This is a genomic window from Rhodobacter flavimaris (assembly GCF_021378075.1).
Classification (GTDB): Bacteria; Pseudomonadota; Alphaproteobacteria; order Rhodobacterales; family Rhodobacteraceae; genus Rhodobacter; species Rhodobacter flavimaris.
In genome coordinates, this window is record NZ_JAJUOS010000005.1 from 207033 (window position 1) to 230678 (window position 23646).

The window sequence follows — 23646 nt, forward strand, 5'->3', positions numbered from 1 at the left end:
CCTCCGCCGGAGGCATCCGCCCCCGGCCACGCGCGCAGCCTCTCAGATCGCGTCCAGCGCGTCCACTAGCGTGGCCGCCCCGAAACGGAAGGGGTCGGTGGCGGGCAGGCCCATGTCGGCCTCGACCTGCGCAAGGTAGGCCAGAGCTTCAGCCTCGGGCATGTGCTGGGTGTTCACGGACACGCCCACCACCTGACAGGCGGGGTTCGCAACCTTGGCCAGTGCCAGCGCCATATCGCGCACCGCCTCAAGCGAGGGCAGCTTGTAGCCCGACAGGCCACGCATATGGGCACGGGTGGGTTCGTGGCACAGGATCAGCGCGTCGGGCTGACCGCCATGGATCAGCGCCATCGTCACCCCGGAATAGGAGACGTGGAACAGGCTGCCCTGCCCCTCGATCAGATCCCAGTGATCTGCATCATTGTCGGGCGTCAGATACTCGACCGAGCCCGCCATGAAATCGGCGATCACGGCATCCAGCGGCACACCGTCACCGGTGATCAGGATGCCGGTCTGCCCGGTGGCGCGGAAGCTTGCCTTCATGCCGCGCTCGCGCATCTCGCGCTCCATGCAAAGCGCCGTATACATCTTGCCGACCGAGCAATCGGTGCCCACGGCAAGGCAACGCTTGCCAGTGCGCTTGATGCCGTTGGCGATCGGATACTGGACCGAGGGCACACGCACGTCATGCAGCTGACGCCCGCAGGCGGCGGCAACTGCCACAAGATCGGGCTCGTCGCGCAGCAGGTTGTGCAGCCCCGAGGCCAGATCGAACCCCTCTTCCAGAGCCTGCACCAGAACCTTCTTCCAGGCCGGGCTGATCACGCCGCCACGGTTCGCAACACCGATCACCAACGTCTTGGCACCGGCTGCCTTGGCGGTGGCGAGGTTCATGTCCGCCAGCCCCATATCGGCCTTGCAGCCCTCCATGCGATACTGGCCAAGCGCGAATTCCGGGCGCCAGTCCTTGATACCCTGCGCGACCTTGGCCGCCAGTTGATCGGGCGCGTCGCCCAGGAACAGAAGGTACGGGGTCTCGATCATGGACATGGCGCTCTCCGATTGGACAGTATTGTTGACTTAGCAACAGAATAGCGCGCCACGCGGGGATTTTTTCGAGAATTGTCGCTTACGATTTAAGCATTGCCGAAGATTATACTGCCATGTGGAAAATTTTCGCATTATTATCCCACCGCACCCCAAAACCCGTCAAGTTTCCACCGCAACCGCAGCAATGATTCTGCGCCCGCGAAATGCCCTTGAAACGCTGCGCGCAATATTATATCCCGCCAGCGACAAAACTCGAAACATCATTGCGAGAGAGATCATGAGCTTCCGCGTTCAGCCCGCCGCCCCCGCCCGCCCCAACCGCTGCCAGCTCTTTGGCCCCGGCTCGCGCCCGGCGATTTTCGAGAAGATGGCCCAGTCGGCAGCCGACGTGATCAACCTCGACCTTGAGGACTCGGTCGCCCCTGACGACAAGCCGCAGGCGCGCCGCAACATCATCGCGGCCTCGCACAATATCGACTGGGGCAACAAGTATCTCTCGGTCCGTATCAACGGCCTCGACACGCCGTTCTGGTATCGTGACGTGGTCGAGCTGCTGGAAGACGGCTCGGAGCGCATCGACCAGATCATGATCCCCAAGGTGGGCTGCGCCGCCGACGTCTATGCCGTCGATGCGCTGGTCACCGCGATCGAGGCCGCCAAGGGCCGCAAGAAGCGCATCTCGCTTGAGGTCATCATCGAATCCGCCGCTGGCATCGCCCATGTCGAGGAAATCGCGGCCTCCTCGCCCCGCCTCCAGGCCATGAGCCTCGGCGCCGCCGACTTCGCGGCCTCGATGGGTATGGCGACGACCGGCATCGGCGGCACGCAGGAAAACTACTACATGCTGCGCGAAGGCGCGAAATACTGGTCGGACCCGTGGCACTGGGCCCAGACCGCCATCGTCGCCGCCTGCCGCACCCACGGCATCCTACCGGTCGATGGCCCGTTCGGCGACTTCTCGGATGACGAGGGCTTCCGCGCGCAGGCGCTGCGCTCGGCCACGCTCGGCATGGTTGGCAAATGGGCGATCCACCCCAAGCAGGTCGCGCTGTCGAACGAGGTCTTCACGCCCTCCGAAGCCGCTGTGACCGAAGCGCGCGAAATCCTCGCCGCGATGGAGAAGGCCAAGGCCGAAGGCGCCGGCGCCACCGTCTACAAGGGCCGTTTGGTCGATATCGCGTCGATTCGTCAGGCCGAGGTTATTGTCAGACAGGCAGAAATGATTAAGGGTTGAACTCTTCGTGAAGAATCGAATCCCGGAGCGGTGGGGAGGGGAGGCCCCGCTGCATGAGGGAAACAGGGACGCCCCGGCCTCACGGTCGGGGCGTTTCCGTTATAAGGACATGACGTAGACGTAAGCCTCCCTCCCCCTCGCATCAGTTGCATTTCCCCGCCAGCGTCGTCATATAGACGACGCACCGAAACGGAGGGATCCGATGACGACCTATCTCGAGTTCGAAAAGCCGCTTGCCGAAATCGAAGGCAAGGCAGAAGAACTGCGCGCCCTGGCCCGCCAGAACGCGGAGATGGATGTCGAGAAAGAGGCCGCGGCGCTCGACAAGAAAGCTGCGCAGCTGCTCAAGGACCTCTACAAGGATCTCAGCCCCTGGCGCAAATGCCAGGTCGCGCGTCACCCGAACCGTCCGCATTGCAAGGACTATATCGACGCGCTCTTCACCGAATTCACGCCGCTCGCGGGCGATCGCAACTTCGCCGACGATCATGCCGTCATGGGCGGCCTTGCGCGCCTCAACGACCAGCCCGTCGTCGTCATCGGCCATGAAAAGGGTCATGACACCGCCAGCCGCATCACCCGCAACTTCGGCATGGCCCGTCCCGAGGGCTACCGCAAGGCGATCCGCCTGATGGATATGGCCGACCGCTTCGGCCTGCCTGTCGTGACCCTGATCGACACCCCCGGCGCCTATCCCGGCAAGGGCGCGGAAGAGCGCGGCCAGTCCGAGGCCATCGCCCGCTCAACCGAGAAATGCCTGCAGATCGGCGTCCCGCTCGTGTCGGTGATCATCGGCGAGGGCGGCTCGGGCGGCGCGGTGGCTTTCGCCACGGCGGACCGTATCGCGATGCTCGAACATTCGGTCTATTCGGTGATCTCGCCCGAGGGCTGCGCGTCTATCCTGTGGAAGGATGCCGAGAAGATGCGCGAGGCCGCCGAGGCGCTGCGCCTGACCGCGCAGGATCTCAAGAAACTCGCGATCATCGACCGCATCATCCAGGAACCCTTGGGCGGCGCGCAGCGTGACCGTGCAGCAGCGATCGCCGCCGTGGGCTCGGAAATCGCGCTGATGCTGGCCGAGCTGAAAGGCAAGAAGCGTGGCGAACTGATTAAGGAACGCCGCAAGAAGTTCCTCGACATGGGCTCGAAAGGGCTTGCCGCTTGAGCCCCTGGCTCGTGCTGAGCATCGCGGGGCTGCTTGAGGTCGCCTGGGCGCTTGGCCTGAAATATTCCGACGGATTCTCGCGCCCCATGCCGACGGCGCTGACGCTTCTGGGCGCGGTCGCAAGCTTCGTGCTGCTTTCGCGGGCGATGCGCGACCTGCCGGTTGGCACGGCCTATGCCGTCTGGACCGGGATCGGCGCGCTTGGCACGGCCATTCTGGCGGTGGTGCTGTTTGCAGAGCCGGTGAACGCCATGCGCGTTGCGGGCGTTGCGCTGATCGTCGCCGGGATCGCGGCGCTCAAACTGGCCTGAGACTTACCGCGCCACGAAGCCCGCTTCGGCCATCAGCGCATCCGAGGCAGGTTCGATCTCTGCCTCAAGCCGGCCCATGAACTCGGACACCTTCAGGCCCGGCGGGATGACGGGCAAGAACTCGATCACCGCGATGCCGGGCTTGCGCAGGATACCGTGGCGCGGCCAGAACACGCCGACGTTGGTTGCCGCCGGAACGCAGGGTTGCTGCATCTGCTTGTAAAGTGCACCGGCACCGATCTTGTAGTCGCGCTTGACGCCAGGGGCGACGCGAGTGCCCTGCGGGAAGATGATCAGTTGCCCACCCGCCATGCGGCTGTCCTTGGCTCTCGCCAGCATCGAGCGCACCGCCGCGCCGCGCTTGCCACGGTCAACCGGGATGCAGCCGATCAGATAGGCATACCAGCCGACGAAGGGCGTCCAGACCAGCTCTTTCTTCATGATGAACTTGCCGCGCGGCACGGCGGCATAAATCATCAGGATATCGAGAAAGCTTTGGTGCTTGGAGGCAACGAGCACATCGCCCGACGGCACCTCGCCACGGATCTCGGTGCGCAGCCCGACGATCCAGCGCGCCGAATGGCACACCCATTTGCAATAGGCGCGGCACACCCAGATCGCGCCGTCGCGCCTGCCGATCAGCGCGACCGGGAACAGGCCGACGGAGATCACCGCCAACATGATGTACATCTGCACGATGAAGACGATGGAGCGCAGATATTGCACGACGATCATCAGCGAATTCCCTTCAACATACGCAGCGCCGCGGCGCGGGTCGCCCCATAGGCGACCACGGCCGCCAGCGGCGGAATGACCAGCGGCCATAGCCACCCCGCGCCCGCAAAGCCTAGCCCGGTCAGGAAGGCGCCGGCCTCGTCGGTCGCGGGCAAAAGCGCAATCGCGATCATCCCCGCCCCGGTCCCAAGCGCGGCCCCCGCCAGCCCGCGCAGCGTGAAGCGCCGCACGAAGGCCTTGGCGATGAACGCGTCGCGCGCGCCCACCAGACGCAGCACCCGGATCACCTGCCCGTTCGCGGCCAGCGCCGCCTGCGCCGCCAGCGTGATCATCCCCGCCATCGCCCCGCCGATCAATACCAGCGACAAAAGCCCGAGCATCCGCAGCCGCTCGGCCGCCGCGACCAGCGGGCGGCGCCAGCGGGTGTGATCGTCCAGCACCGCGCCCGGCACCTCGGCGGCAAGGCGCAGCCGCAGCCCCTCGGCGTCAATCCCCTTGGCGGTCTCGGTCACCTCGATCAGCTGCGGCAGCGGCAGGCTGTCCACAGGCAGGTCCGGCCCGAACCACGGCCCGAGCAGCGCCTTCATCTCTTCGGGTTCCAGCGGACGGTAGCTGGCAATGCCGGGCGTCGTGGACAGCACACCCAACACCGCCTGCACCTGGGCCTGCATCTGCTCGGCCGGGGCCGAGATGCGGATCGTCGCCGAACGCGCCAGCGCCTCGGACCAGCGATCGGCGAGCCGCCCCGTCGCGAGCGACAAGGCCAGCGCGAAGACCGCAAGGAAGGCCATCGCCGCCGCCGTTAGCAGCGTCAGCCGCGCGGTGAAACCGGTAGGAGGCACGACCCGGCCAGCCGCCGAAAGATCGCCCCGCAGAAAAGCCAGCGCCACCCGCATCACAGATCCGCCCCTGCCAGTTGCAAGTGCCGGTTTGCGATGCGCAGAACCCGCGCCGCAACCTCTTTCTTGGCCGTGCGGATCAGGTTGAGATCATGCGTCGCGATCACCACGGTCTTGCCCATCTTGTTCAGCTCGATCAACAGCGAGAGCAGCCGCAGCGACATCTCCCAGTCGAGGTTGCCGGTCGGCTCATCGGCCAGGATCACATCGGGCGACATCATCACCGCGCGGGCCAGCGCGGCGCGCTGACGTTCGCCGCCCGACAGCTGCGGCGGCAACGCCTCAGCCTGGGCGCGCAGCCCGACCCAGGAAAGCAGCTCGCGCAACTCGCCCTCATTCACGTTGCGCCCGGTGGCGTTCAGCGGCAGGGCCACGTTCTCGGCAACCGAAAGATGATCAAGGAACTGGCAATCCTGATGCACGACACCGATGCGTTGGCGCAGGCCCGCGATCTCGTCGCGCCCAAGGCCGCGCACATCGCTGCCAAACAGGCTCAGCTGCCCCGCCGAGGGCAGTAATTCCGCGTAACACAGCTTGAGAAACGTCGTTTTCCCCGCGCCCGACGGGCCGGTCAGAAAGTGAAACGACCCCGGCACAAGTTTGAGCGTCATCTCCGAGAGCAGCTCGCTCCCGCCATAGCTCATTGCCACATTTTGCAGCTCGATCACTGCACAGCCCCTTTGTTCGCGCTAATCCCGTCTGCAATAATCCTGTAGGTGCCGCAAACCCTTGGATATTGGCCACGCGCTTGCTACAACATATGCAAGTGAATTGCCAGAATGGCGATCGGAGGGGCAAGAGGTAGGTTATCGGAATGCGGCTGGTCTGCCCGAATTGCGCAGCGCAATACGAAGTTGATGATGCGGCCATCCCCGACGCCGGGCGCGAAGTCCAGTGTTCGGCCTGTGGCAAGCTTTGGTTCCAGCCCGGCAAAGCCGCTGCGGAGCCTGTGGTCGAGGCTCCTGCGCCAGTGCCTGAACCCGAACCGGAGCCGCCCGCGCAGCCGGAACCGGAACCCGCCCCCGAACCCCATGCCGATGAGCCGGGCATCGCGCCCGCCCCTGCCGCTGGCCAGACCCCGCGGCGCCAACTCGATGACAGCCTGCTTGCGATCCTGCGCGAAGAGGCCGAGCGCGAGGCCGCGCAGCGCCGCACCGAAAGCGCGCCGATCGAGACCCAGGAAGAAATGACGCTGGAGCCGGCCGCCGCCCAGGCTGCCTCGCGCGCCGCGGCCAAGATCGCGCAGATGCAGCGCGGCCCCGAGGGTGACATTGCATCACCCGAAGAGGACGAGCCCGAGGACCAAGGCGCCGCATCGCGGCGCGAGCGTCTGCCCGATATCGAAGAGATCAACTCGACCCTGCGCGCCAGCTCCGACCGGATCGACCTCGACGTGTCCGTCGATGCGCCGCAGACGCTGGCACGGCAACGCTCGGGCTTCCGGTTCGGATTTTCGCTGGTGCTGCTGATCGGGCTGATCGCGGTTGTGCTATATACCTCGGCGCCCAAGTTGCAGGCACTGGCCCCGCCGCTTTCGCCGGTGCTGGAAAGCTATGTGGCCAGCGTCGACAAGGGGCGCATCTGGCTGGATAGCCAGTTGCAGGGCGTCATCCACAAGCTGCGCGACGACACCGCGCAATAATCCCTAAAACGCGTCGAGCAAGCGGCGCAGGTAGTCGAGCTCTTCCTCGGGGCGCAGCCGCTCGCCTGAGCGGCGCCGGATTTCATCCAGCAGATCGCGCGCGCGGCGATAAACGTCGTCAGCCCCCAGCATCTCGTCCTGCGCGCCGATGCGATCGCCGTTGCCAAGGCTGCGGCCAAGCGGATCGCGCGGCAATTCGCGGGCACTGTTGCCACCGAGCGCATCGCCCAGACGGCGCTCGCCATCGGCGCCCGGATTACCCTGCTGGCGCCCGGCCTCTTCGGCCAGCGCCTCTCCCAAGGACCGCATCCCTTCGCGCAACGCCTCGATCGCGTCCGCCTGCCGGTCGATGGCCAGCCCGTTGTCGCCGTCACGCAGCGCCTGCTCGGCCTCTTCCATGGCGCGCCCGGCCTCATCGAGCTGCTGGCGCGCGGTATCGCCCGACTCATTGCCAAGGCGCGGCATCAGCCCTTGCTGACGCCCCAACTTCTGGCGCAGGGCCTGCTGGCGCTTCGCAAGCTCATCCGCTCCGGTCCCGCCCTGGCCCTCTTCGCCCTCGCCTTCGCCTGGCTGCTCGGGCTCGGCGCCGTCACCGAAACCCTCCTGCATCTGGCGGAACGAATCGTCGGACAGTTTCTGCTGCTCGCGCAGGGTCTCGGCCAGATCCTGCATGGACTGGTTGCCGGGCATGTCGCCCTCGCCGCCCTGCCCCTGCGTGACCTTGAGGTTCTCCATCATCCGCGCTAGCTGATCGAGCAATTCCTGCGCCTCGGCCATCCGGCCTTCTTCCATGAGGCGCTGGATCTCGTCCATCAGCTGCTGGATCTGGTCGCCGGTGATCTGCTGGCTGGGTTGCTGCTGACCGAACTGCGGGCCTTCCTCCGGCTGTGCGCGCTCGGCCAACATCTGGATATAGCGGTCGGTCGCCTCTTTGAGTTCCTGCATCAGTTTGGCGATCTCATCCTTCGAGGCGCCGTTGCGGATTGCTTCGGACAGGCGTTCCTGTGCCTGCTGCATCGCGGCCAGCGCATCGGCAAGGCCGCCATCTTCCAGCAACTCGGCCATCTGCCAGAGCGCCTCGGCGATCTCATCGCGCACCTCGGGGGTCAGAGGACCGGTCTCAAGCCGCTGCACCGTCATGCGCAGCATCAGGTAGATGTCGTATTTCGGGATGAATTCATCGGGGCGGGAGGACACGGCGCGCAGCCATTGCGCCACCCGCACCCGGTTCTCGCGCGACCAGAGCAGGTCACGGCGTGCCTCGATCAGCGCCGAAGCCAGCGGGTCGAAGAACCGCCGCCCTGGCAGTTCAAGCGCCTGCGCGCCCGTGCTGCCGGTCTGGCCGCGCCCGTCCTCGACCTCGAGCGTCAGCTTCACCGGCAGGTTCGCCCAGGGATGACGGGCAGCATCCTCGGCCAGCGTCTCAACAAAATCCGCGCGCGAGCCTGAGATCGGCAGCGGCAGATCGAAGACCAGATCCTCGCGCGGCTCGGGCGCAAGCGCGAGGCCGTAAAGCCTTGGCACGGCATCCAGATCGAGGCTGACCCGCGCCCGCCCCGAGGTCACCGCGTAATCGTCCATCGCGTGGAAGGGCTGCGCGAGCTTGCCATCGGCACGGCGCTCGGCGACGCCGACAAGCGCTACGCTTGGCGTCTCATCTGCCAGCGCCGTTATCTCGAACCGGCGCCCGCCGGGGCCGCCGATCTCGACGATGCCGGAGCGTTCAATGATGAATTCGCGCTTTTGCAGCGTCTCGCCGGTTTCGGCCTCGGGCAGCGCCGCGGGGCTGGAGACGGTTTCCTCGAACGGGATCGCGCCTGCCGGACCGTAGAAGCGGAACGCCATGCGGCTGCCCTCGGGCAGGGCAATCAGGTCGCTATCGAGCGAATTAAGGTAGAGCCCCGGCTTGCCGGTATAGCGCGGCGGCTCGGCCCAGCCTTCCCAGCTGGGGCCCATCGCGGCCTCGGCGCTGCCGAGCACACCGGGCGCCTGCACATCCAGCACGCGGAAAGGCGCGCCAAACAGAAGGGCCAGCACCAGCGCGGTCAACGCCGTCAAACGCAAAGCAAAAGGGTCGCGCGGCGCGAGATCGGGCGCGGGGGCCACGGCGCGCGCACCTGCCGCGCGGGCGGCCATGCGGGCCAGATGCGCCTCCCACAAGGCACGGCTGGCGGTATCATTGCCACCTAGCACCATCGCATCGCTTAGCGCCGTCAGCGGTCGCCCCGGCAGGGTCGCATCAAGACGCGCCACGGCCTCGCGCCGCGCGGGCCAGCGAAAGCGCCACGCACCCCAGACAAGGGCGATGAAGATCGCGGCCCCAGTCGCCCAAAGCACCGCGAATAGCCAGCCCGGCGTCAGATGATCTTGCAACCGGAACGCCGCGGCCGAAAAGCCAAGCGCGGCAAGGCTCAGCAACGGCCAGAAGGCGCGCAGGCCCCGCTCCAACACCATGCCCGCCCGCGTCAGGACGAGCGGACGGCGCAGCGCCTCAAGCGGCGCGGGCGTTGCGGGGCGGGCGCGTTTCGGCATCGTTCCTTTCCGGCTCCGACGCCAAATCGCTCAGAGCCACTCGGGGATGCTATCGCGGGCCAGCATTTCCTCAAAGCTCGGTCTGCGTCGAATGACAGCGAATTGATCCCCGTTCACCAGAACCTCGGGGATCAGGGGGCGCGAGTTGTATTCCGACGACATCACCGCGCCGTAAGCCCCGGCCGAGCGGAAGGCGACTAGATCGCCCGCGCCAAGCGGCGTCAACCCGCGCGCCTTGGCGAAGGTGTCGCCGGTTTCGCAGACCGGGCCGACCACGTCGATGGGCTGTGCCTCGGTGCCCGGTGCGGGTTCCACCACCGGGATGATGTCGTGATGGGCGTCATACATCGAGGGCCGCACGAGGTCATTCATCGCCGCGTCCACGATCAGGAAATCGCGCCCTTCGCCCTGCTTGAGATAGATGACCGAGGCCACCATGATCCCGGCATTGCCGGAAATCAGCCGCCCCGGCTCGATCTCAATCTCGCAGCCCAGATCACCCACAGTGCGCCGGATCACCGCGCCATATTCCACCGGCAGCGGCGGGGCGGCGTTCGAACGCTCATAGGGAATGCCAAGGCCGCCGCCCAGATCGAGGCGGCGAATGTCATGCCCGTCCTCGCGCAGCGCCAGCGTGAGTTCGCGCACCTTGGTGAAGGCGACCTCGAAGGGCGCAAGGTCGGTCAGCTGTGAGCCGATATGCACATCGACGCCGACCACCGAGATGCCCGGCAGCTTGGCCGCCATCGCGTAAACCGCGCGCGCCTTGGCGATCGGGATGCCGAATTTGTTTTCCGACTTGCCGGTCGCGATCTTGGCATGGGTCTTGGCATCCACGTCGGGGTTGACGCGGATCGCGATCGGCGCGCTTACGCCCAGATCCGAGGCGACCTCGGAAATCGCGATCAGCTCGGGCTCGGATTCGACGTTGAACTGGCGGATGCCGCCTTCTAGCACCAGCCGGATTTCCTCGCGCGTCTTGCCGACGCCGGAAAAGACGATCCGCTCGCCCGGCACACCGGCAGCCTTGGCCCGGCGGTATTCACCGCCCGAGACCACATCCATCCCCGCGCCCAGATCGCCAAGCACCTTGAGCACCGCGAGGTTCGAGTTCGACTTGATCGCGAAGCAGACAAGGTGGTCCATCCCCTCCAGCGCCTCGTCGAAGAGGCGGAAATGGCGGGTCAGCGTGGCGGTCGAATAAACGTAGAACGGCGTGCCGACGGCGGCCGCAATCTCGGGGATCGCGACGTCCTCGGCATGAAGCACGCCATCGCGGTAGAGGAAGTGGTCCATCGGGTGACCTTTCTCGGGGCAGGTTCGTGGGCGCAGTAGCAGCAGCGCGGCCCCTGCGGCAAGCGGGATCAGCGGGTTGCGGCAACCTCGCCCGGCGGAATCGGCGCGCCATCGACGCCACAGGCCGCCAGGGCCAGCATTGCAAGGATCACAAGGCGTTTCATGGGGTCACCTTCAGTCCAAATCCGCCGATATCGGTGCTAAGCGTGGGATAGACACGGTTTTCACTGACGCTGTATTGCGCATCGACTCGCGGTGCCGAACATCCGGCCAGCAGCGCAAGGGCAATCAGCGACAGCGTTCTCATCCCAGCAATTCCTTCCAGCGCGCGATTTGCAGGCGCACCTGATCGGGCGCCGTTCCGCCGTAAGATTGCCGTGACGCGACCGAGTTGTGAACCCCGAGCACATCGAAGATCGCCGAAGTGATCGCGCTGTTGACCGACTGCATATCCGCAAGCGTCAGGTCGGGCAGATCGCAACCCTTCGATTCCGCCATGGCGACCAGCGTGCCGGTGACATGGTGGGCATCGCGGAAGGGCAGACCGGCCTCGCGCACCAGCCAGTCGGCCAGGTCGGTCGCGGTCGAGAAACCCGACGAGGCCGCGGCTTGCAGCTTGTCGCGGTTGACGGTGAGGTCCGAAATCATCCCCGCCATCGCCGCCAGCGCCAACATCAGGTTGTCGGCCGCGTCAAAGACCTGCTCCTTGTCTTCCTGCATGTCCTTGGAATAGGCGAGCGGCAGGCCCTTCATCACTGTGAACAGCGCCACGGTCGCGCCAAGGATGCGCCCGATCTTGGCACGGATCAGCTCGGCCGCGTCGGGGTTGCGCTTTTGCGGCATGATCGACGAGCCGGTGGACCACTTGTCCGACATGGCAACAAAGCGGAACTGCGCCGAGGACCAGATCACCAGCTCTTCGGCCAGGCGCGACAGGTGCACCGCACAGATCGAGGCCGAGGACAGGAACTCCAGCGCGAAGTCGCGGTCCGAGACGGCATCGAGGCTGTTCGCCATCGGCCGGTCGAAATCGAGCGCCTTGGCGGTGGCGAAACGGTCGATGTTGAAGCCGGTGCCGGCCAGCGCGGCAGCGCCAAGCGGGCATTCGTTCATCCGCTTGCGCGCATCGCTGAAACGGCCCAGATCGCGGGCGAACATCTCGACATAGGCCATCATGTGATGGCCCCAGGTCACCGGCTGCGCGGTTTGCAGATGGGTAAAGCCCGGCATGACCCAGTCGGCACCCGCCTCGGCCTGACCGATTAGCGCGCGGATCAGCGCATCGAGACCCGAAATCGCCGCGTCGCACTGGTCGCGCACCCAGAGGCGGAAGTCCGTCGCCACCTGGTCATTGCGCGAGCGCGCGGTGTGCAGACGCCCCGCCGGTTCGCCGATAATCGCCTTCAGCCGCGCCTCGACGTTCATGTGGATGTCTTCGAGCGCGGTCGAGAACGGGAAATTCCCGCCCTCGATCTCTGACAAGACCGTGAGCAGGCCTTCCCGGATCGCCTCGGCATCTTTATCACTGATGATGCCTTGTGCGGCCAGCATCGCCGCATGGGCCCGGCTGCCGCGGATATCCTGCGCGTAGAGCCGCTGGTCGAACCCGATCGAGGCGTTGATCGCCTCCATGATCGCGTCCGGTCCGGCAGTGAAGCGCCCGCCCCACATGGCGTTCGAGGATTTATCCTTGCTGTCGGTCATGGTCTGGCCCTTTGTCGGAGGCAATATGCTGCGGTTTCTCGTCCTTTATCTCGCCCTGAGCCTGGGTGCAAATGCCGCGGCCGCTGCCGACCTCGAAGCCCTGAAGGCAGGCGAGATGCGCAAGCTTGTCGTCTTCGAAGAGCCCCTGCCCACGCCCGAACTGCCCTTCGTTGATGAAACCGGCGCCGAGCGCAGCCTGACGGAGTTCCGCGGCAAGGTCGTCGTGCTGAACTTCTGGGCCACCTGGTGCGCGCCCTGCCGCGAAGAGATGCCTTCGCTCGACCGGTTGCAGGCCGAGATGGGCGGCGAGGCCTTCGAGGTCGTGACCCTGGCCACGGGCCGCAACCCGCTGCCCAAGATCCAGAAGTTCTTCGAAGAGGCCGGGGTGACCCGCCTGCCGATGTTCAAGGATGAAAAGCAGTCGATCGCGCGGGCCATGGGCATCGCGGGCCTGCCGGTGACCGTGATCATCGACGCCGAGGGCCGCGAGGTCGCCCGGCTGATCGGCGGCGCCGAATGGGATGCGCCGGAAGCCAAGGCGATCTTGCAGGCCGTGATCGACGGCTGAGGCCGCGTTTCACGCTTCGCCAATAACTTTCGCGGCTTTACGCCTTCTTAGCAGGTTTGCGGGAATCTGGCCCCGACCTCGAAGGAGTCTGTGATGTCGAACCGCGATCTTCCGCCCCAAGCGCCCCCGAGCCCGGACGCGGCCAGCCCGCTGGATTTCGCCGTCGCTCAGCGTGACCGCGAAACGATGCGCATGGTGCGCGACGCCGTGAACCGGCGCGATGTCGTGCTGGCCTTTCAACCGATCTACCAGGCCGAGATATCCGAGACCCCGGCCTTTTACGAGGCGCTGATCCGCGTGCTGGACGAAACCGGCCGGATCATTCCGGCGCGCGAGTTCATCGGCGCGGTCGAGAACACCGAACTCGGCCGCCAGCTTGACTGCCTGTCGCTTGAGATGGGACTGTTCTCGCTGGCCGAAGACCCGAGCCTGCGGCTGGCGGTGAATATGTCGGCGCGCTCGATCGGCTATCCGCAGTGGATCAAGACGCTCGAGGAAGGGCTGGCGGCGGATGAGACCGTGGCCGAGCGGCTGATCCTCGAGATCACCGAAAGCTCGGCAATGACCATGCCGGAACTGGTCAGCGTCTTCATGCAGGGGCTGCGGGCGCGCGGCGTCAGCTTTGCGCTGGATGATTTCGGCGCGGGCTATACCTCGTTTCGCTACCTGCGCGAGTTCTACTTCGACATCATCAAGATCGACAGCCAGTTCATTCAGGGTATCGCGCAGAACCCCGACAACCAGGTGCTGACCGAGGCGCTGCTGGCCATCGCGCAACATTTCGACATGTTCACCGTGGCCGAAGGGGTCGAGACCCCCGAGGATGCGGCCTTCCTGCGCACCATCGGAATCGACTGCATGCAGGGCTATTATTTCGGCGCACCCAGCATCGTGCCGCCCTGGAAGGCCGAAACTTCGACCCAAATTCGGGCATGATTCCGGCATTCCTTGCGATCGGCCGGGGCTCTAGCGCTAACTGCGCAAGATAATTGCGCAACGGTTCGCAACAGTTCGCTAATATGCTTGACCTGACCTGTCCTTAGGGCATTCTGCGCAGCGGAAACGGGGCAGAGGCCCCTTAATCCTACTGAGGAGAGGATCTATGACCAACGTCGTCATCGTCTCGGCGGCCCGTACCGCCGTCGGCAGTTTCAATGGCTCGTTCGCGAACACCCCCGCGCATGAGCTCGGCGCAGCCGTGATCGAAGCAGCCGTTGCCCGCGCGGGCATTGAAAAAGGCGAGGTCTCGGAAACCATCCTCGGCCAGGTGCTCACCGCCGGTCAGGGCCAGAACCCGGCCCGCCAGGCGCATATCAATGCCGGCCTGCCGATCGAGTCGGCTGCCTGGTCGATCAACCAGGTTTGCGGCTCGGGCCTGCGCACCGTCGCGCTTGGCGCCCAGCACATCCAGCTTGGCGACGCGTCGATCGTGATCGCGGGCGGTCAGGAAAGCATGTCGCTCAGCCCCCATGTCGCGCATCTGCGCGCGGGCCAGAAAATGGGCGACATGAAGATGATCGACTCGATGATCAAGGACGGCCTGTGGGATGCGTTCAACGGCTACCACATGGGCCAGACCGCCGAGAACGTCGCCAACCAGTGGCAGATCTCACGCGAGGTGCAGGACGAATTCGCTCTGAACTCGCAGCTCAAGGCCGAGGCCGCGCAGAAAGCCGGAAAGTTCATGGACGAGATCGCGCCCTTCACCGTCAAGACCCGCAAGGGCGACCTTATCGTGGACAACGATGAATACATCCGCCACGGCGCGACGCTGGAATCGATGCAGAAGCTGCGCCCGGCCTTCGCCAAGGACGGCTCGGTGACCGCAGGCAACGCGTCGGGCATCAACGATGGCGCCGCCGTCGTTCTGCTGATGACCGAGGAAGAGGCGGCCCGCCGCGGCCTGACCCCGCTGGCCCGCATCGCCTCCTACGCGACCGCCGGTCTCGACCCGACCATCATGGGCTGCGGCCCGATCCCGTCGTCGCGCAAGGCGCTTGAGAAGGCTGGCTGGAAAGCCGCCGACCTCGACCTGATCGAAGCCAACGAAGCCTTCGCCGCGCAAGCCTGCGCCGTGAACAAGGACATGGGCTGGGATACCTCGAAGGTGAACGTGAACGGCGGCGCCATCGCCATCGGTCACCCGATCGGCGCCTCGGGTTGCCGCATCCTGAACACGTTGGTGTTCGAGATGAAGCGTTCGGGCGCCAAGAAGGGCCTCGCCACGCTTTGCATCGGCGGCGGCATGGGTGTTGCCATGTGCCTTGAAGGCCTCTGATAGCGCCTTTTTTTGCCGCAACTGCAAAAACGGGCGCGCAATAATGTTGCGCGCCCTACTCATTTTCGGTAACAGCGTTTCAAAGACATACGATCCAGAGGAGGAATCATGTCCCGAGTTGCTCTTGTCACTGGTGGTTCGCGCGGTATCGGCGCAGCCATCTCCATCGCCCTGAAGAACGCCGGCTACACCGTCGCCGCGAACTACGCGGGCAATGACGAGGCCGCGGCCAAGTTCACCGCCGAAACCGGCATCAAGACCTACAAGTGGTCGGTCGCCGAATATGACGCCTGCGCCGCCGGGATCGCGCAGGTCGAGGCCGACCTGGGCCCCGTCGACGTGCTGGTCAACAACGCGGGCATCACCCGTGACGCGATGTTCCACAAGATGACCCCGCAGCAGTGGAAAGAGGTGCTCGACACCAACCTGAGCGGCGTGTTCAACATGACCCACCCGCTGTGGTCGGGCATGCGCGACCGCAAGTTCGGCCGCATCATCAACATCTCGTCGGTGAACGGTCAGAAGGGTCAGGCCGGTCAGGCGAACTACTCGGCCGCGAAGGCAGGCGATCTTGGCTTCACCAAGGCCCTCGCTCAGGAAGGCGCGCGCGCCGGTATCACCGTCAACGCGATCTGCCCGGGCTACATCGCGACCGAGATGGTTCGCGCCATCGACGAGAAGGTGCTGAACGAGCGCATCATCCCGCAGATCCCCGTCGGCCGCCTGGGCGAGCCGGAAGAGATCGCGCGTTGTGTGGTCTTCCTGGCCTCGGACGAAGCGGGCTTTGTTACCGGTTCGACCATATCGGCCAACGGCGGCCAGTTCGTCGTCTGATCCGCGCCTAGTGGCAAGCTTCGGGCCGTCCCTGAACAGGGGCGGCCTTTTTCGTTGGCCGCGGCAGCGTGATCTGCGCCATGGCCGACCAGAGGCGGCGAAAAGCCTGTCGACGCAGGTCGTAAGCATGGGCCAGCGCCCGTTCTTGCCGTTGCGATGTGGGGATCTGCAGCATTTGCTTCTCCATCAAGAAAATCTCTATGCACACAAGATCTCAGCTTTAAATAATTAGCACAAACGAGTTAAATTCAGGCGTGCAACAAGAATATCTTGATCGAAATGAACCCTGACAACCTGCCCCTGACCGCCCTGCGCGCCTTTGAGGCCGCCGCCCGCCACCGCTCATTCCAGAGCGCGGCGGAGGAATTGCACGTCACCCCGGCGGCACTGTCCTTTCAGATCCGGCAGATCGAAGAGATCCTGGGCCAGCCGGTCTTCATTCGGGGCCACCGCTCGGTTTCGCTCAGCGAGACCGGGCAGCGCCTGCTGCCCGGCGTGCGCGACGGGATGGAGAGCCTGCGCCGCGCCTGGCGCAGTGCGCTGCGCCCGTCGCGGGGGCACTTGATCAACGTCACCGCAGGGCCCGCCTTCACCTCGAAATGGCTGGCCCCGCGCCTCTTCGCCTTCGCCCGCGCCCACACCGAGATCGAGCTGCGTTTCAGCGCAACCTTCCGGCTGCTCGACCTACGCCATGACGATATGGATGTGGCGATCCGTTTCGGCCCGGATCGCGCCGAGGGCCTTTATAGTGGCGTTCTGCTGCGCGAATGGCTGACGCCGATGATGACGCCCGAGCTTGCCGCCGAGTTCCCGACCCCCGAGAGCCTGCGCCACGCGCCGCTTTTGCATCACGACGAAAGCCCGTTCATGAACCCGACGATCGACTGGGCGGGGTGGTTTCGCGCCGCAGGCCTTGGCGCGGCGCCCTCTGGCGGGCCGCAGTTTTCGCAAGCCGACCATGCGCTTGATGCCGCAATCAGTGGCGCAGGGGTTGCGCTTGGCCGCCATACGCTGGCCTCCGAGGCGCTGCGCAACGGCCAGTTGGTTGCCCCCTTCGCCTTGGCTCTGGTGGCGCGCGAAAGTTACCGCTATCTCTGCGCGCCTGAGGCCGAATCCCGCGCGCCCGTCCGCACTTTTCTGGACTGGCTACAGCAGGAGGCCGCCGCGATGGCCGAGCAGGAGGCAGACCGTGACTTCCGAACCAAATGGTAGGCTGCGCGCCACCCTGATCGGCTTCAGCGCGGTGGCGCTTTGGGCGCTTTTGGCGCTGTTCACCGTGGGCTCGGCCCCGGTGCCGCCTCTGCAACTGAACGCGGTCTGCTTTGCCATCGGCGGCACGATCGGCCTGATCTGGGTTGCCGCGACCGAGGGGTTTGGCGTGCTCGGCCGAATCTCGTGGAAGGTCTATGCCTTCGGCACTGCGGCACTGTTCGGCTATCATCTGCTCTATTTCTCGGCGCTGCGCCTTGCGCCCCCGGCCGAGGCCAGCCTGATTGCCTATCTCTGGCCGCTGCTGATCGTCGTCTTCTCGGGTCTGCTGCCGGGCGAGCGGCTGCGCGCGTTGCATATCATCGGTGCGCTGATCGCTTTTGCCGGTGCCGCGATGATCGTCGCGCGCGGCGGCGTGGCGGCCAGCGCCGAATCGCTGCCGGGCTACGGGCTTGCCTTCCTTTGCGCGCTGACCTGGTCGAGCTATTCGCTGATCTCGCGCCGTCTGGGGGCCGTGCCGACGGCGGCGGTCGCGGTCTATTGCCTTGCGACGGCGATGCTTTCAGGCGTTGCGCATCTGGCGCTTGAGGAAACGCTTTGGCCCGCGACAACGCGCGGGTGGGCCTCGGTTCTGGCTTTGGGGATCGGGCCGGTGGGGTTGGCCTTCTACACTTGGGACATCGGCGTCAAACGCGGCGATATCCAGATGCTTGGCACAGCCTCTTACGCGGCGCCCTTGCTGTCGACGCTCGCCTTGGTCGCGGCGGGCGTCGCAGCCGCCAGTCTCGTATTGGTACTGGCGGCCGCGATGATCGCTGCCGGGGCCTTTCTTGCCGCCATGGCGAGCAGATCGCGCTAAAGACTTGGTCCGACCATCGGGGCCGGAAAATTTATTGGATGATCACGCCTGTTCCAGGCGGCTGATTTCTTCCTTGATACGGAGTTTCTGCTTTTTCATTTCGGCGAGCTGAAAGTCGCTGATGCCGGGACTCCGACTCGCCCTTTCGACCTCGACCGACAATGCCTGATGTTTCTTGCGAAGTTCGGTAATATGCGAACTTAGCGACATGGCAGTCTCCTCTCCTGTTTCTGATAGGGTGATTGCAGCATAGATTCCGAGTCGTGTCACGCCGTTGTCGCAATGCTGCGACATAATTCCCGGCCCACTCGCGAAATCTTGTGAAAACTTTAGCGACCCATGCGCAACTCTGCGCCGCGACGCAGCACATCTTGCGCAATTTCCGTCAAATCTTCGGCATCTGCAGCATGATGTGGTGCTGCATGCAGAGCAAGCGGCGCGAGCAATTGGAAGGCGCCGCGCCCGGTTTTACGGCCCTGAACAAGCACGCGCCCCGCCGCGCGACCTACGCGCGGAACGATCGGCAGAACCGCAATACTACCCGCGCCTTGCGACAGAGCTGTCAGCAGTTCGGGCAGGCGGTCGGCGTTTTGAATCAGCGTGATCCAGCCGCCGGGCTTCAACCGCTTGAGGCCGTGGCGCACCCAATCCGACAGCGGCGTTGCCTCGCGCTGCGCCTGCTCGCGCCCCGCGTCGCGGGCCGCTGTGCCCTGCCCCGGCGGGAAGTAGGGCGGATTGGCTATCACATGGTCAAAGGCGCGCCCGCGCAGCGCGGCGGGCATATGCGCCAAATCGCCCTCAAGCACCTCAAGCGTGATACCATTCGCGGCGGCGTTACGCCGCGCCAGATCGGCATAGGCGGGTTGGAGTTCGAGCCCGGTCAGATCAAGCCCTGCGACACGCCGTCCAAGGCACAGGCTCGCCACACCCGCGCCGCAACCAAGCTCCAGAACGGACTGACCCGGCTGCGCGGCACAGGCCGCGGCAAGCAGCACAGGGTCCATGGCCGCGCGATAGCCCGTCTTCGGCTGCCAGATCATCAGACGCCCGTCGAGAAAGCGATCGTGGGTCAGATCCGCCTCGGAAAACATCAATCCGATCCGATCTGATTGTCGGCCAGAATGGCCTTGGCAAGGAATACGTCGCGCGGATGCACCATCAAGCGGCGCGGCAATATCCCGAGGCTACCTTCAAGCACGCTCATGTGGACGTCCATTTGAAACGCCGTTATACCCTCGCCCTCAAGAAGGGCGGTTGCCATGGCCATTTTCACCGGGTCCGTGGTGCGCAGAAGCTCTTTCATAATCCCTCACTTAGGGGCAAGCTCGCGCCCTGTCGAGACGGGGAGGATCGGGAAGGAAAAATGATGAGCCTCGATGAAAAGGCCACGAAACCGCATGACCGTCTGGCACAGGCCCTGACCGAGGATATGGCGGCGGTCAACGCGCTGATCCGCGACCGCATGGCGTCCGAGCACGCGCCGCGCATCCCCGAAATTACCCAGCACCTCGTCGAGGCCGGCGGCAAGCGCCTGCGCCCGATGCTGACGCTGGCGGCCGCGCGGCTGTGCGGCTACGCCGGCCCCTACCATGTGCATCTGGCCGCGACGGTCGAGTTCATCCATACCGCAACGCTTCTGCATGACGATGTGGTCGATGAAAGCCAGCAGCGCCGGGGCCGTCCGACAGCGAACCTGCTGTGGGACAACAAGAGTTCGGTGCTGGTGGGCGATTATCTCTTTGCCCGCAGCTTCCAGCTGATGACCGAGACGGACAACATGCGCGTTCTCTCGATCCTGTCGAACGCTTCGGCGGTGATTGCCGAGGGCGAGGTGCTGCAGCTGACCGCCGCGCAGGATTTGCGCACCGACGAGAAGATCTACCTTAAGGTCATTCGCGGCAAGACGGCTGCGCTGTTCTCGGCCGCGACCGAAGTGGGCGGCGTGATCGCGGGTGCGCATGAGAACGCCGTTCGCGCGCTGTTCGATTATGGCGATGCGCTTGGGATCGCCTTCCAGATGGTCGATGATTTGCTCGATTACGGCAGCGCCTCGGACGTCATCGGCAAGAACGTGGGCGACGATTTCCGCGAGCGCAAGTTGACGCTGCCGGTGATCAAGGCCGTCGCCAAGGCAGATGCCGAGGAGCGCGCCTTCTGGAGCCGGGTCATCGAGAAGGGCGATCAGCGCGAAGGCGATCTGGAGCATGCGCTGGAGTTGATGCGCAAGCACGGCACCCTGGAGGCCACGCGCCTTGAGGCGCTGGCCTGGGCGAACAAGGCCAAAGCGTCGCTGCATGCCCTGCCGGCGCATGAGTTGCGCGACATGCTGTCGGATCTGGCGGAATACGTCGTCGCGCGGCTGAACTGATGGGAAGGGGGCGCTGCCCCCCGCGGCCTTGCCGCTCACCCCCGGGATATTTGGGCCACATTGAAAGCCGGACGTGGAGCCGAGGCGGCGCGTTGATCGCCAAGGGTGCCTTCAGTGCACCACCATTCGGGACGTGAGGCGCGCAGCGCGGTTTCGGCGGCGCGGGCTTCGGCTGGAGTGGCGAAGAGCGCAAAGCAGGTGGCGCCCGATCCCGACATGCGCGTCAGGCGGCAACCGGGCAGCGCGGCGAGGGTTTCGAGAACCGTGGCGATGACCGGGGCCGTGGCAATTGCCGGGGGTTGAAGGTCGTTGCGCTGAACCGCGAGCCAGGCGATGCAGTCTTGCGCATCCGCGAATTGGGGCGGCGTCGTAATCCACGGATTATCCTTTTGTATCAGCGCCTTGAAGACGGCTGGCGTGGCCACGCCGACGCGGGGATTGACCAACAGACAGGGAAGCGGCGGAAGCGTCGCCGCGGTCAGATCGTCGCCCACGCCCTGCGCGCGCTGAGGCTCGGGCGAGAGACACATGGGGATATCCGCGCCAAGACGGGTGAGCGCCGCACCAAGTTGTCCGAGCACGCGGGCCTGCACTGACGAGGCGTCACCGAAGCCCATCTGCAACAACCCGCGAATAGCTGCCGCCGCATCGGACGAACCGCCGCCGATACCCGAAGCCGCGGGCAGGTTCTTTTCGAGATGGAAGGCCACACCGCCCGTCATACCCGTGTGCGCGGCGAAAAGCGCCGCGGCTTTCAGCACGAGGTTTGAGTGGTCCGTAGGAACGCCCTGCGCCTCGGGCCCCGAGACCGTCATCGAAAACCCTTCGGCCGGGCGTAATGTCAGCCGGTCCCCGACCGGAGCAAAGGCAACCAGGCTGTCGAGCAGGTGATAGCCGTCTTCGCGCTGCCCGATCACATGCAGGGCAAGGTTGATCTTGGCGGGCGCAAAGACCGAAAGCGCGCTCATTGCGCGGGTTTCAGGGGCTCGGCGCCCTCTTCCTCAAGCACCTTGTCGAGGCCGACCTCAAGCTTGCGGCGCACGCGATCCATATCCAGATCGTCGCCCGGCCCGAAGCTGATCGCGCGTTTCCACTGGAACTCGGCCTCGCGCTTGCGGCCCACGGCCCAATACACATCACCAAGGTGGTCGTTCACCAGCGGGTCCACGGCCTCCAGCTCGACCGCGCGCTCCATCTGCACGACGGCCTCGTCATAGCGGCCCAGACGGTAGAGCACCCATCCAAGGCTGTCGACAATGTAGCCCGCATCGGGGCGCGCAGCGACCGCGCGTTCGATCATCGAGAGCGCCTCGTCGAGGTTTTCCTTCCGCTCGACATAGGAATAGCCAAGGTAGTTCAGCACTGCCGGTTGATCAGGGCTAAGCTTCAGCGCCTCGCGAAAGCCCGCCTCGGCCTTCTCCCATTCGTCCGAGCGTTCATGCGAGATGGCGCGGGCATACCAGACGAACCAATTGCCCGGCTGCGGCTCGCCCAGAAGCTCGATAGACTTGTCATAGGCGACGGCGGCCTCTTTGTAGCGTTCTTCGCGGCGCAGGGTGTCGCCAAGCGCGGTCCAGACCCCGGCCAGATCGGGTCGGCTGCGCGTCAGCTGCTCGAGCACCTCGATGGCGGCATCGGTGCGCTCTTCCTGCACCATCGCCTCGGCCCGGCCCATTTCGGCCGCGTGGAACACCGGGCTGTCAGGCGGGATAAGCGTGTAGCTTTCGATCGCCAGATCATGGCGGCCGAGCTGCTCGAACAGCGAAGCGGTCAGCAGGATCGAATCCGCGTGATCGGGGCGCAGCATCGCGGCAAGCCGCAGATGCACGAGCGTGAACGTATCCGGCGCGTCGCCCGCCAGCGCAGAGCCGAGCGTGAAATAGACCTCGGCCATACCGTCGCTCGGGCTGTTGATCATCGAGAAATCGACGGTTTCGCCGGATTCCAGCGCCGTGCGCATGTCGCTAAGTTCAGGGTCCAGCTCGGTGCCGAAGGTGCTGTCGAGCAGCGCGATGGCATCGGCGTTCCGCTCGAGCTGCGAGAGGATCTGCACATGGGCGATCACACCGCGGCGCGTCGGGCTGACCTGATCGCCAGACTTGCCGGAAAAGATCGCATCGGCGCCTTCGAAATCACCCACCATCGCCAGCGCAAGCGCCTTGTGATAGGCGGCGAAGGCGCCAAGACCGGGCTGCTTGGCCATATCGTCGAAAAGCTTGGTGGCTTCAGACATCTGGCCCTGCCCCGCCAGCGCCCAGGCCCGCACCAGCCCGGACAGAAGCGGGCCGGGATCGGCGCCGCCATCCAGCAGGCTGAGCACCGAGGCGTAATCCTCATCGCTTCCCGCCTTCGCGACCAGCGTCATCGCTGCGATCTGGCTACCGTCCTTTGGCGCGCCCATGGTTTCGGCGATATGAATAGAGGTGTCGAAATCCCCCAGCACCACATGAGAGATCAGCGCGGATTCCTGCAACTCCAGATTCTGCGGGTTCGCGCGCAGCAATTGCGCGTAATAGGTTGCCGCCGCGCGATAATCATTCGCGCCCGCTGCCAGCCGCGCCGCGAGATAGGGCCCCGCCTCTTCCGCCGCGAGGGGTGCTGCAAGCGCCGATCCGAGCAGGCTGGCCAGAAGCAACGGGCGGAGCGAAAAGCTGAAAGGCACGGGCAGATCCTCTGGTCGTTTGCGGCGAAGGTAACGAGACCGCGCGCCCAAGGCAATGCGGCGGGCGGTCCGCACGCGCGTACAAGGTAGCGGAACACGGCGTTGTGACGGGCGCGCCCCCTGAAAAGACCAGCGCCGCGGAGTTTCCTCTGCGGCGCCTGATATCTTACATGTTTGGGTAGTTAGGTCCGTCGCCGCCCTGGGGTGTAGTCCAGGTTATGTTCTGGCTGGGGTCCTTGATGTCGCAGGTCTTGCAATGGACGCAGTTCTGGAAATTGATCTGGAAGCGCGGGCCCTCCT

General features: G+C 65.2%; 25 protein-coding genes. 11 read left to right on the forward strand and 14 right to left on the reverse strand.

Annotated elements, in window-relative coordinates; all coding sequences use genetic code 11:
- Positions 1-42: 42 nt before the first annotated feature.
- Positions 43-1044, reverse strand: a complete 1002-nt coding sequence (dgcN, locus tag LZA78_RS08800; RefSeq protein WP_233676590.1) for an N-acetyltransferase DgcN — start codon at positions 1042-1044, stop codon at positions 43-45.
- Positions 1045-1327: 283 nt separating this feature from the next.
- On the opposite strand from dgcN, the gene LZA78_RS08805 reads away from it, so the two are divergent.
- The 3 genes from LZA78_RS08805 (at position 1328) to sugE (ending at position 3760) form a co-directional block, all read left to right on the forward strand.
- The gene (locus LZA78_RS08805) at positions 1328-2284 is read left to right on the forward strand and encodes an L-malyl-CoA/beta-methylmalyl-CoA lyase (protein ID WP_233676558.1); all 957 of its coding nucleotides are present in this window, start codon (positions 1328-1330) and stop codon (positions 2282-2284) included.
- 202 nt (positions 2285-2486) lie between these two features.
- Complete coding sequence (locus LZA78_RS08810) at positions 2487-3449, forward strand: acetyl-CoA carboxylase carboxyltransferase subunit alpha (protein WP_233676559.1); 963 nt, start codon at positions 2487-2489, stop codon at positions 3447-3449.
- A complete protein-coding gene (gene sugE / locus LZA78_RS08815; RefSeq protein ID WP_233676560.1) occupies positions 3446-3760 on the forward strand; it encodes a quaternary ammonium compound efflux SMR transporter SugE in 315 nt (104 codons plus the stop codon). The genes LZA78_RS08810 and sugE overlap by 4 nt, the downstream gene beginning before the upstream one ends.
- A gap of 3 nt (positions 3761-3763) precedes the next feature.
- Here sugE and LZA78_RS08820 read toward each other — a convergent pair whose 3' ends face one another.
- The 3 genes from LZA78_RS08820 to LZA78_RS08830 are packed head-to-tail and all read right to left on the reverse strand — an operon-like array spanning position 3764 to position 6062.
- Positions 3764-4495 carry a lysophospholipid acyltransferase family protein gene (locus LZA78_RS08820; RefSeq protein ID WP_233676561.1) on the reverse strand — a complete coding sequence of 244 codons (732 nt, stop codon included), beginning with the start codon at positions 4493-4495 and terminating at the stop codon, positions 3764-3766.
- Positions 4495-5391 (reverse strand): cell division protein FtsX, encoded by an 897-nt coding sequence (locus tag LZA78_RS08825; protein ID WP_233676562.1) that lies wholly within the window; start codon positions 5389-5391, stop codon positions 4495-4497. Before LZA78_RS08825 ends, LZA78_RS08820 begins: the two co-directional genes overlap by 1 nt.
- Positions 5391-6062 carry a cell division ATP-binding protein FtsE gene (locus LZA78_RS08830; protein WP_233676563.1) on the reverse strand — a complete coding sequence of 224 codons (672 nt, stop codon included), beginning with the start codon at positions 6060-6062 and terminating at the stop codon, positions 5391-5393. Before LZA78_RS08830 ends, LZA78_RS08825 begins: the two co-directional genes overlap by 1 nt.
- 146 nt (positions 6063-6208) lie before the next feature.
- Between LZA78_RS08830 and LZA78_RS08835 the strand changes: the two genes are divergently transcribed.
- Positions 6209-7036, forward strand: a complete 828-nt coding sequence (locus LZA78_RS08835) for a zinc-ribbon domain-containing protein (RefSeq protein WP_233676564.1) — start codon at positions 6209-6211, stop codon at positions 7034-7036.
- A gap of 3 nt (positions 7037-7039) precedes the next feature.
- Here the strand turns inward: LZA78_RS08835 and LZA78_RS08840 are convergent, their stop codons facing one another.
- The 3 genes from LZA78_RS08840 to argH form a co-directional block, all read right to left on the reverse strand.
- Positions 7040-9568 carry a DUF4175 domain-containing protein gene (locus LZA78_RS08840; RefSeq protein ID WP_233676565.1) on the reverse strand — a complete coding sequence of 843 codons (2529 nt, stop codon included), beginning with the start codon at positions 9566-9568 and terminating at the stop codon, positions 7040-7042.
- Between the two features lie 30 nt (positions 9569-9598).
- Positions 9599-10864, reverse strand: coding sequence for a diaminopimelate decarboxylase (lysA, locus tag LZA78_RS08845; protein WP_233676566.1), 1266 nt, complete (start codon positions 10862-10864; stop codon positions 9599-9601).
- A gap of 303 nt (positions 10865-11167) precedes the next feature.
- Complete coding sequence (gene argH, locus LZA78_RS08850; protein ID WP_233676567.1) at positions 11168-12568, reverse strand: argininosuccinate lyase; 1401 nt, start codon at positions 12566-12568, stop codon at positions 11168-11170.
- A gap of 25 nt (positions 12569-12593) precedes the next feature.
- Here argH and LZA78_RS08855 point away from each other — a divergent pair, with 25 nt between their 5' ends.
- The 4 genes from LZA78_RS08855 (at position 12594) to phbB (ending at position 16248) form a co-directional block, all read left to right on the forward strand.
- Positions 12594-13136, forward strand: coding sequence for a TlpA family protein disulfide reductase (locus LZA78_RS08855; RefSeq protein WP_233676568.1), 543 nt, complete (start codon positions 12594-12596; stop codon positions 13134-13136).
- A gap of 93 nt (positions 13137-13229) precedes the next feature.
- Positions 13230-14072, forward strand: coding sequence for an EAL domain-containing protein (locus tag LZA78_RS08860; protein WP_233676569.1), 843 nt, complete (start codon positions 13230-13232; stop codon positions 14070-14072).
- Between the two features lie 166 nt (positions 14073-14238).
- Entirely contained in the window at positions 14239-15414 is a 1176-nt protein-coding gene (locus LZA78_RS08865; protein ID WP_233676570.1) for an acetyl-CoA C-acetyltransferase, read from the forward strand.
- 108 nt (positions 15415-15522) lie between these two features.
- The gene (phbB, locus tag LZA78_RS08870; protein ID WP_233676571.1) at positions 15523-16248 is read left to right on the forward strand and encodes an acetoacetyl-CoA reductase; all 726 of its coding nucleotides are present in this window, start codon (positions 15523-15525) and stop codon (positions 16246-16248) included.
- 7 nt (positions 16249-16255) lie between these two features.
- Here phbB and LZA78_RS08875 read toward each other — a convergent pair whose 3' ends face one another.
- Positions 16256-16423 (reverse strand): hypothetical protein, encoded by a 168-nt coding sequence (locus LZA78_RS08875; RefSeq protein ID WP_233676572.1) that lies wholly within the window; start codon positions 16421-16423, stop codon positions 16256-16258.
- 104 nt (positions 16424-16527) lie between these two features.
- Here LZA78_RS08875 and gcvA point away from each other — a divergent pair, with 104 nt between their 5' ends.
- Complete coding sequence (gcvA, locus tag LZA78_RS08880; RefSeq protein ID WP_233676573.1) at positions 16528-17460, forward strand: transcriptional regulator GcvA; 933 nt, start codon at positions 16528-16530, stop codon at positions 17458-17460.
- Positions 17438-18316, forward strand: coding sequence for an aromatic amino acid exporter YddG (gene yddG / locus LZA78_RS08885; protein ID WP_233676574.1), 879 nt, complete (start codon positions 17438-17440; stop codon positions 18314-18316). The genes gcvA and yddG overlap by 23 nt, the downstream gene beginning before the upstream one ends.
- Before the next feature lie 42 nt (positions 18317-18358).
- Here the strand turns inward: yddG and LZA78_RS08890 are convergent, their stop codons facing one another.
- The 3 genes from LZA78_RS08890 to LZA78_RS08900 all read right to left on the reverse strand — a co-directional run bounded on the left by LZA78_RS08890 (position 18359) and on the right by LZA78_RS08900 (position 19619).
- Positions 18359-18526, reverse strand: coding sequence for a YdcH family protein (locus tag LZA78_RS08890; protein WP_233676575.1), 168 nt, complete (start codon positions 18524-18526; stop codon positions 18359-18361).
- A 119-nt stretch (positions 18527-18645) separates the two neighbouring features.
- Positions 18646-19407, reverse strand: a complete 762-nt coding sequence (locus tag LZA78_RS08895; RefSeq protein ID WP_233676576.1) for a tRNA1(Val) (adenine(37)-N6)-methyltransferase — start codon at positions 19405-19407, stop codon at positions 18646-18648.
- Positions 19407-19619: a putative signal transducing protein gene (locus LZA78_RS08900; protein WP_233676577.1), complete on the reverse strand. Its 213-nt coding sequence runs from the start codon at positions 19617-19619 to the stop codon at positions 19407-19409. The genes LZA78_RS08895 and LZA78_RS08900 overlap by 1 nt, the downstream gene beginning before the upstream one ends.
- Before the next feature lie 63 nt (positions 19620-19682).
- Between LZA78_RS08900 and LZA78_RS08905 the strand changes: the two genes are divergently transcribed.
- Positions 19683-20684: a polyprenyl synthetase family protein gene (locus LZA78_RS08905; RefSeq protein WP_233676578.1), complete on the forward strand. Its 1002-nt coding sequence runs from the start codon at positions 19683-19685 to the stop codon at positions 20682-20684.
- A gap of 35 nt (positions 20685-20719) precedes the next feature.
- On the opposite strand, the gene LZA78_RS08910 is transcribed toward LZA78_RS08905, so the two are convergent.
- The 3 genes from LZA78_RS08910 to LZA78_RS08920 all read right to left on the reverse strand — a co-directional run.
- Positions 20720-21652: a 4-(cytidine 5'-diphospho)-2-C-methyl-D-erythritol kinase gene (locus LZA78_RS08910; RefSeq protein WP_233676579.1), complete on the reverse strand. Its 933-nt coding sequence runs from the start codon at positions 21650-21652 to the stop codon at positions 20720-20722.
- Positions 21649-23346 carry a tetratricopeptide repeat protein gene (locus LZA78_RS08915; protein ID WP_233676580.1) on the reverse strand — a complete coding sequence of 566 codons (1698 nt, stop codon included), beginning with the start codon at positions 23344-23346 and terminating at the stop codon, positions 21649-21651. The genes LZA78_RS08910 and LZA78_RS08915 overlap by 4 nt, the downstream gene beginning before the upstream one ends.
- Positions 23347-23512: 166 nt before the next feature.
- The coding region (locus LZA78_RS08920; protein WP_233676591.1) for a 4Fe-4S dicluster domain-containing protein at positions 23513-23646 on the reverse strand (134 nt) is incomplete at its 5' end.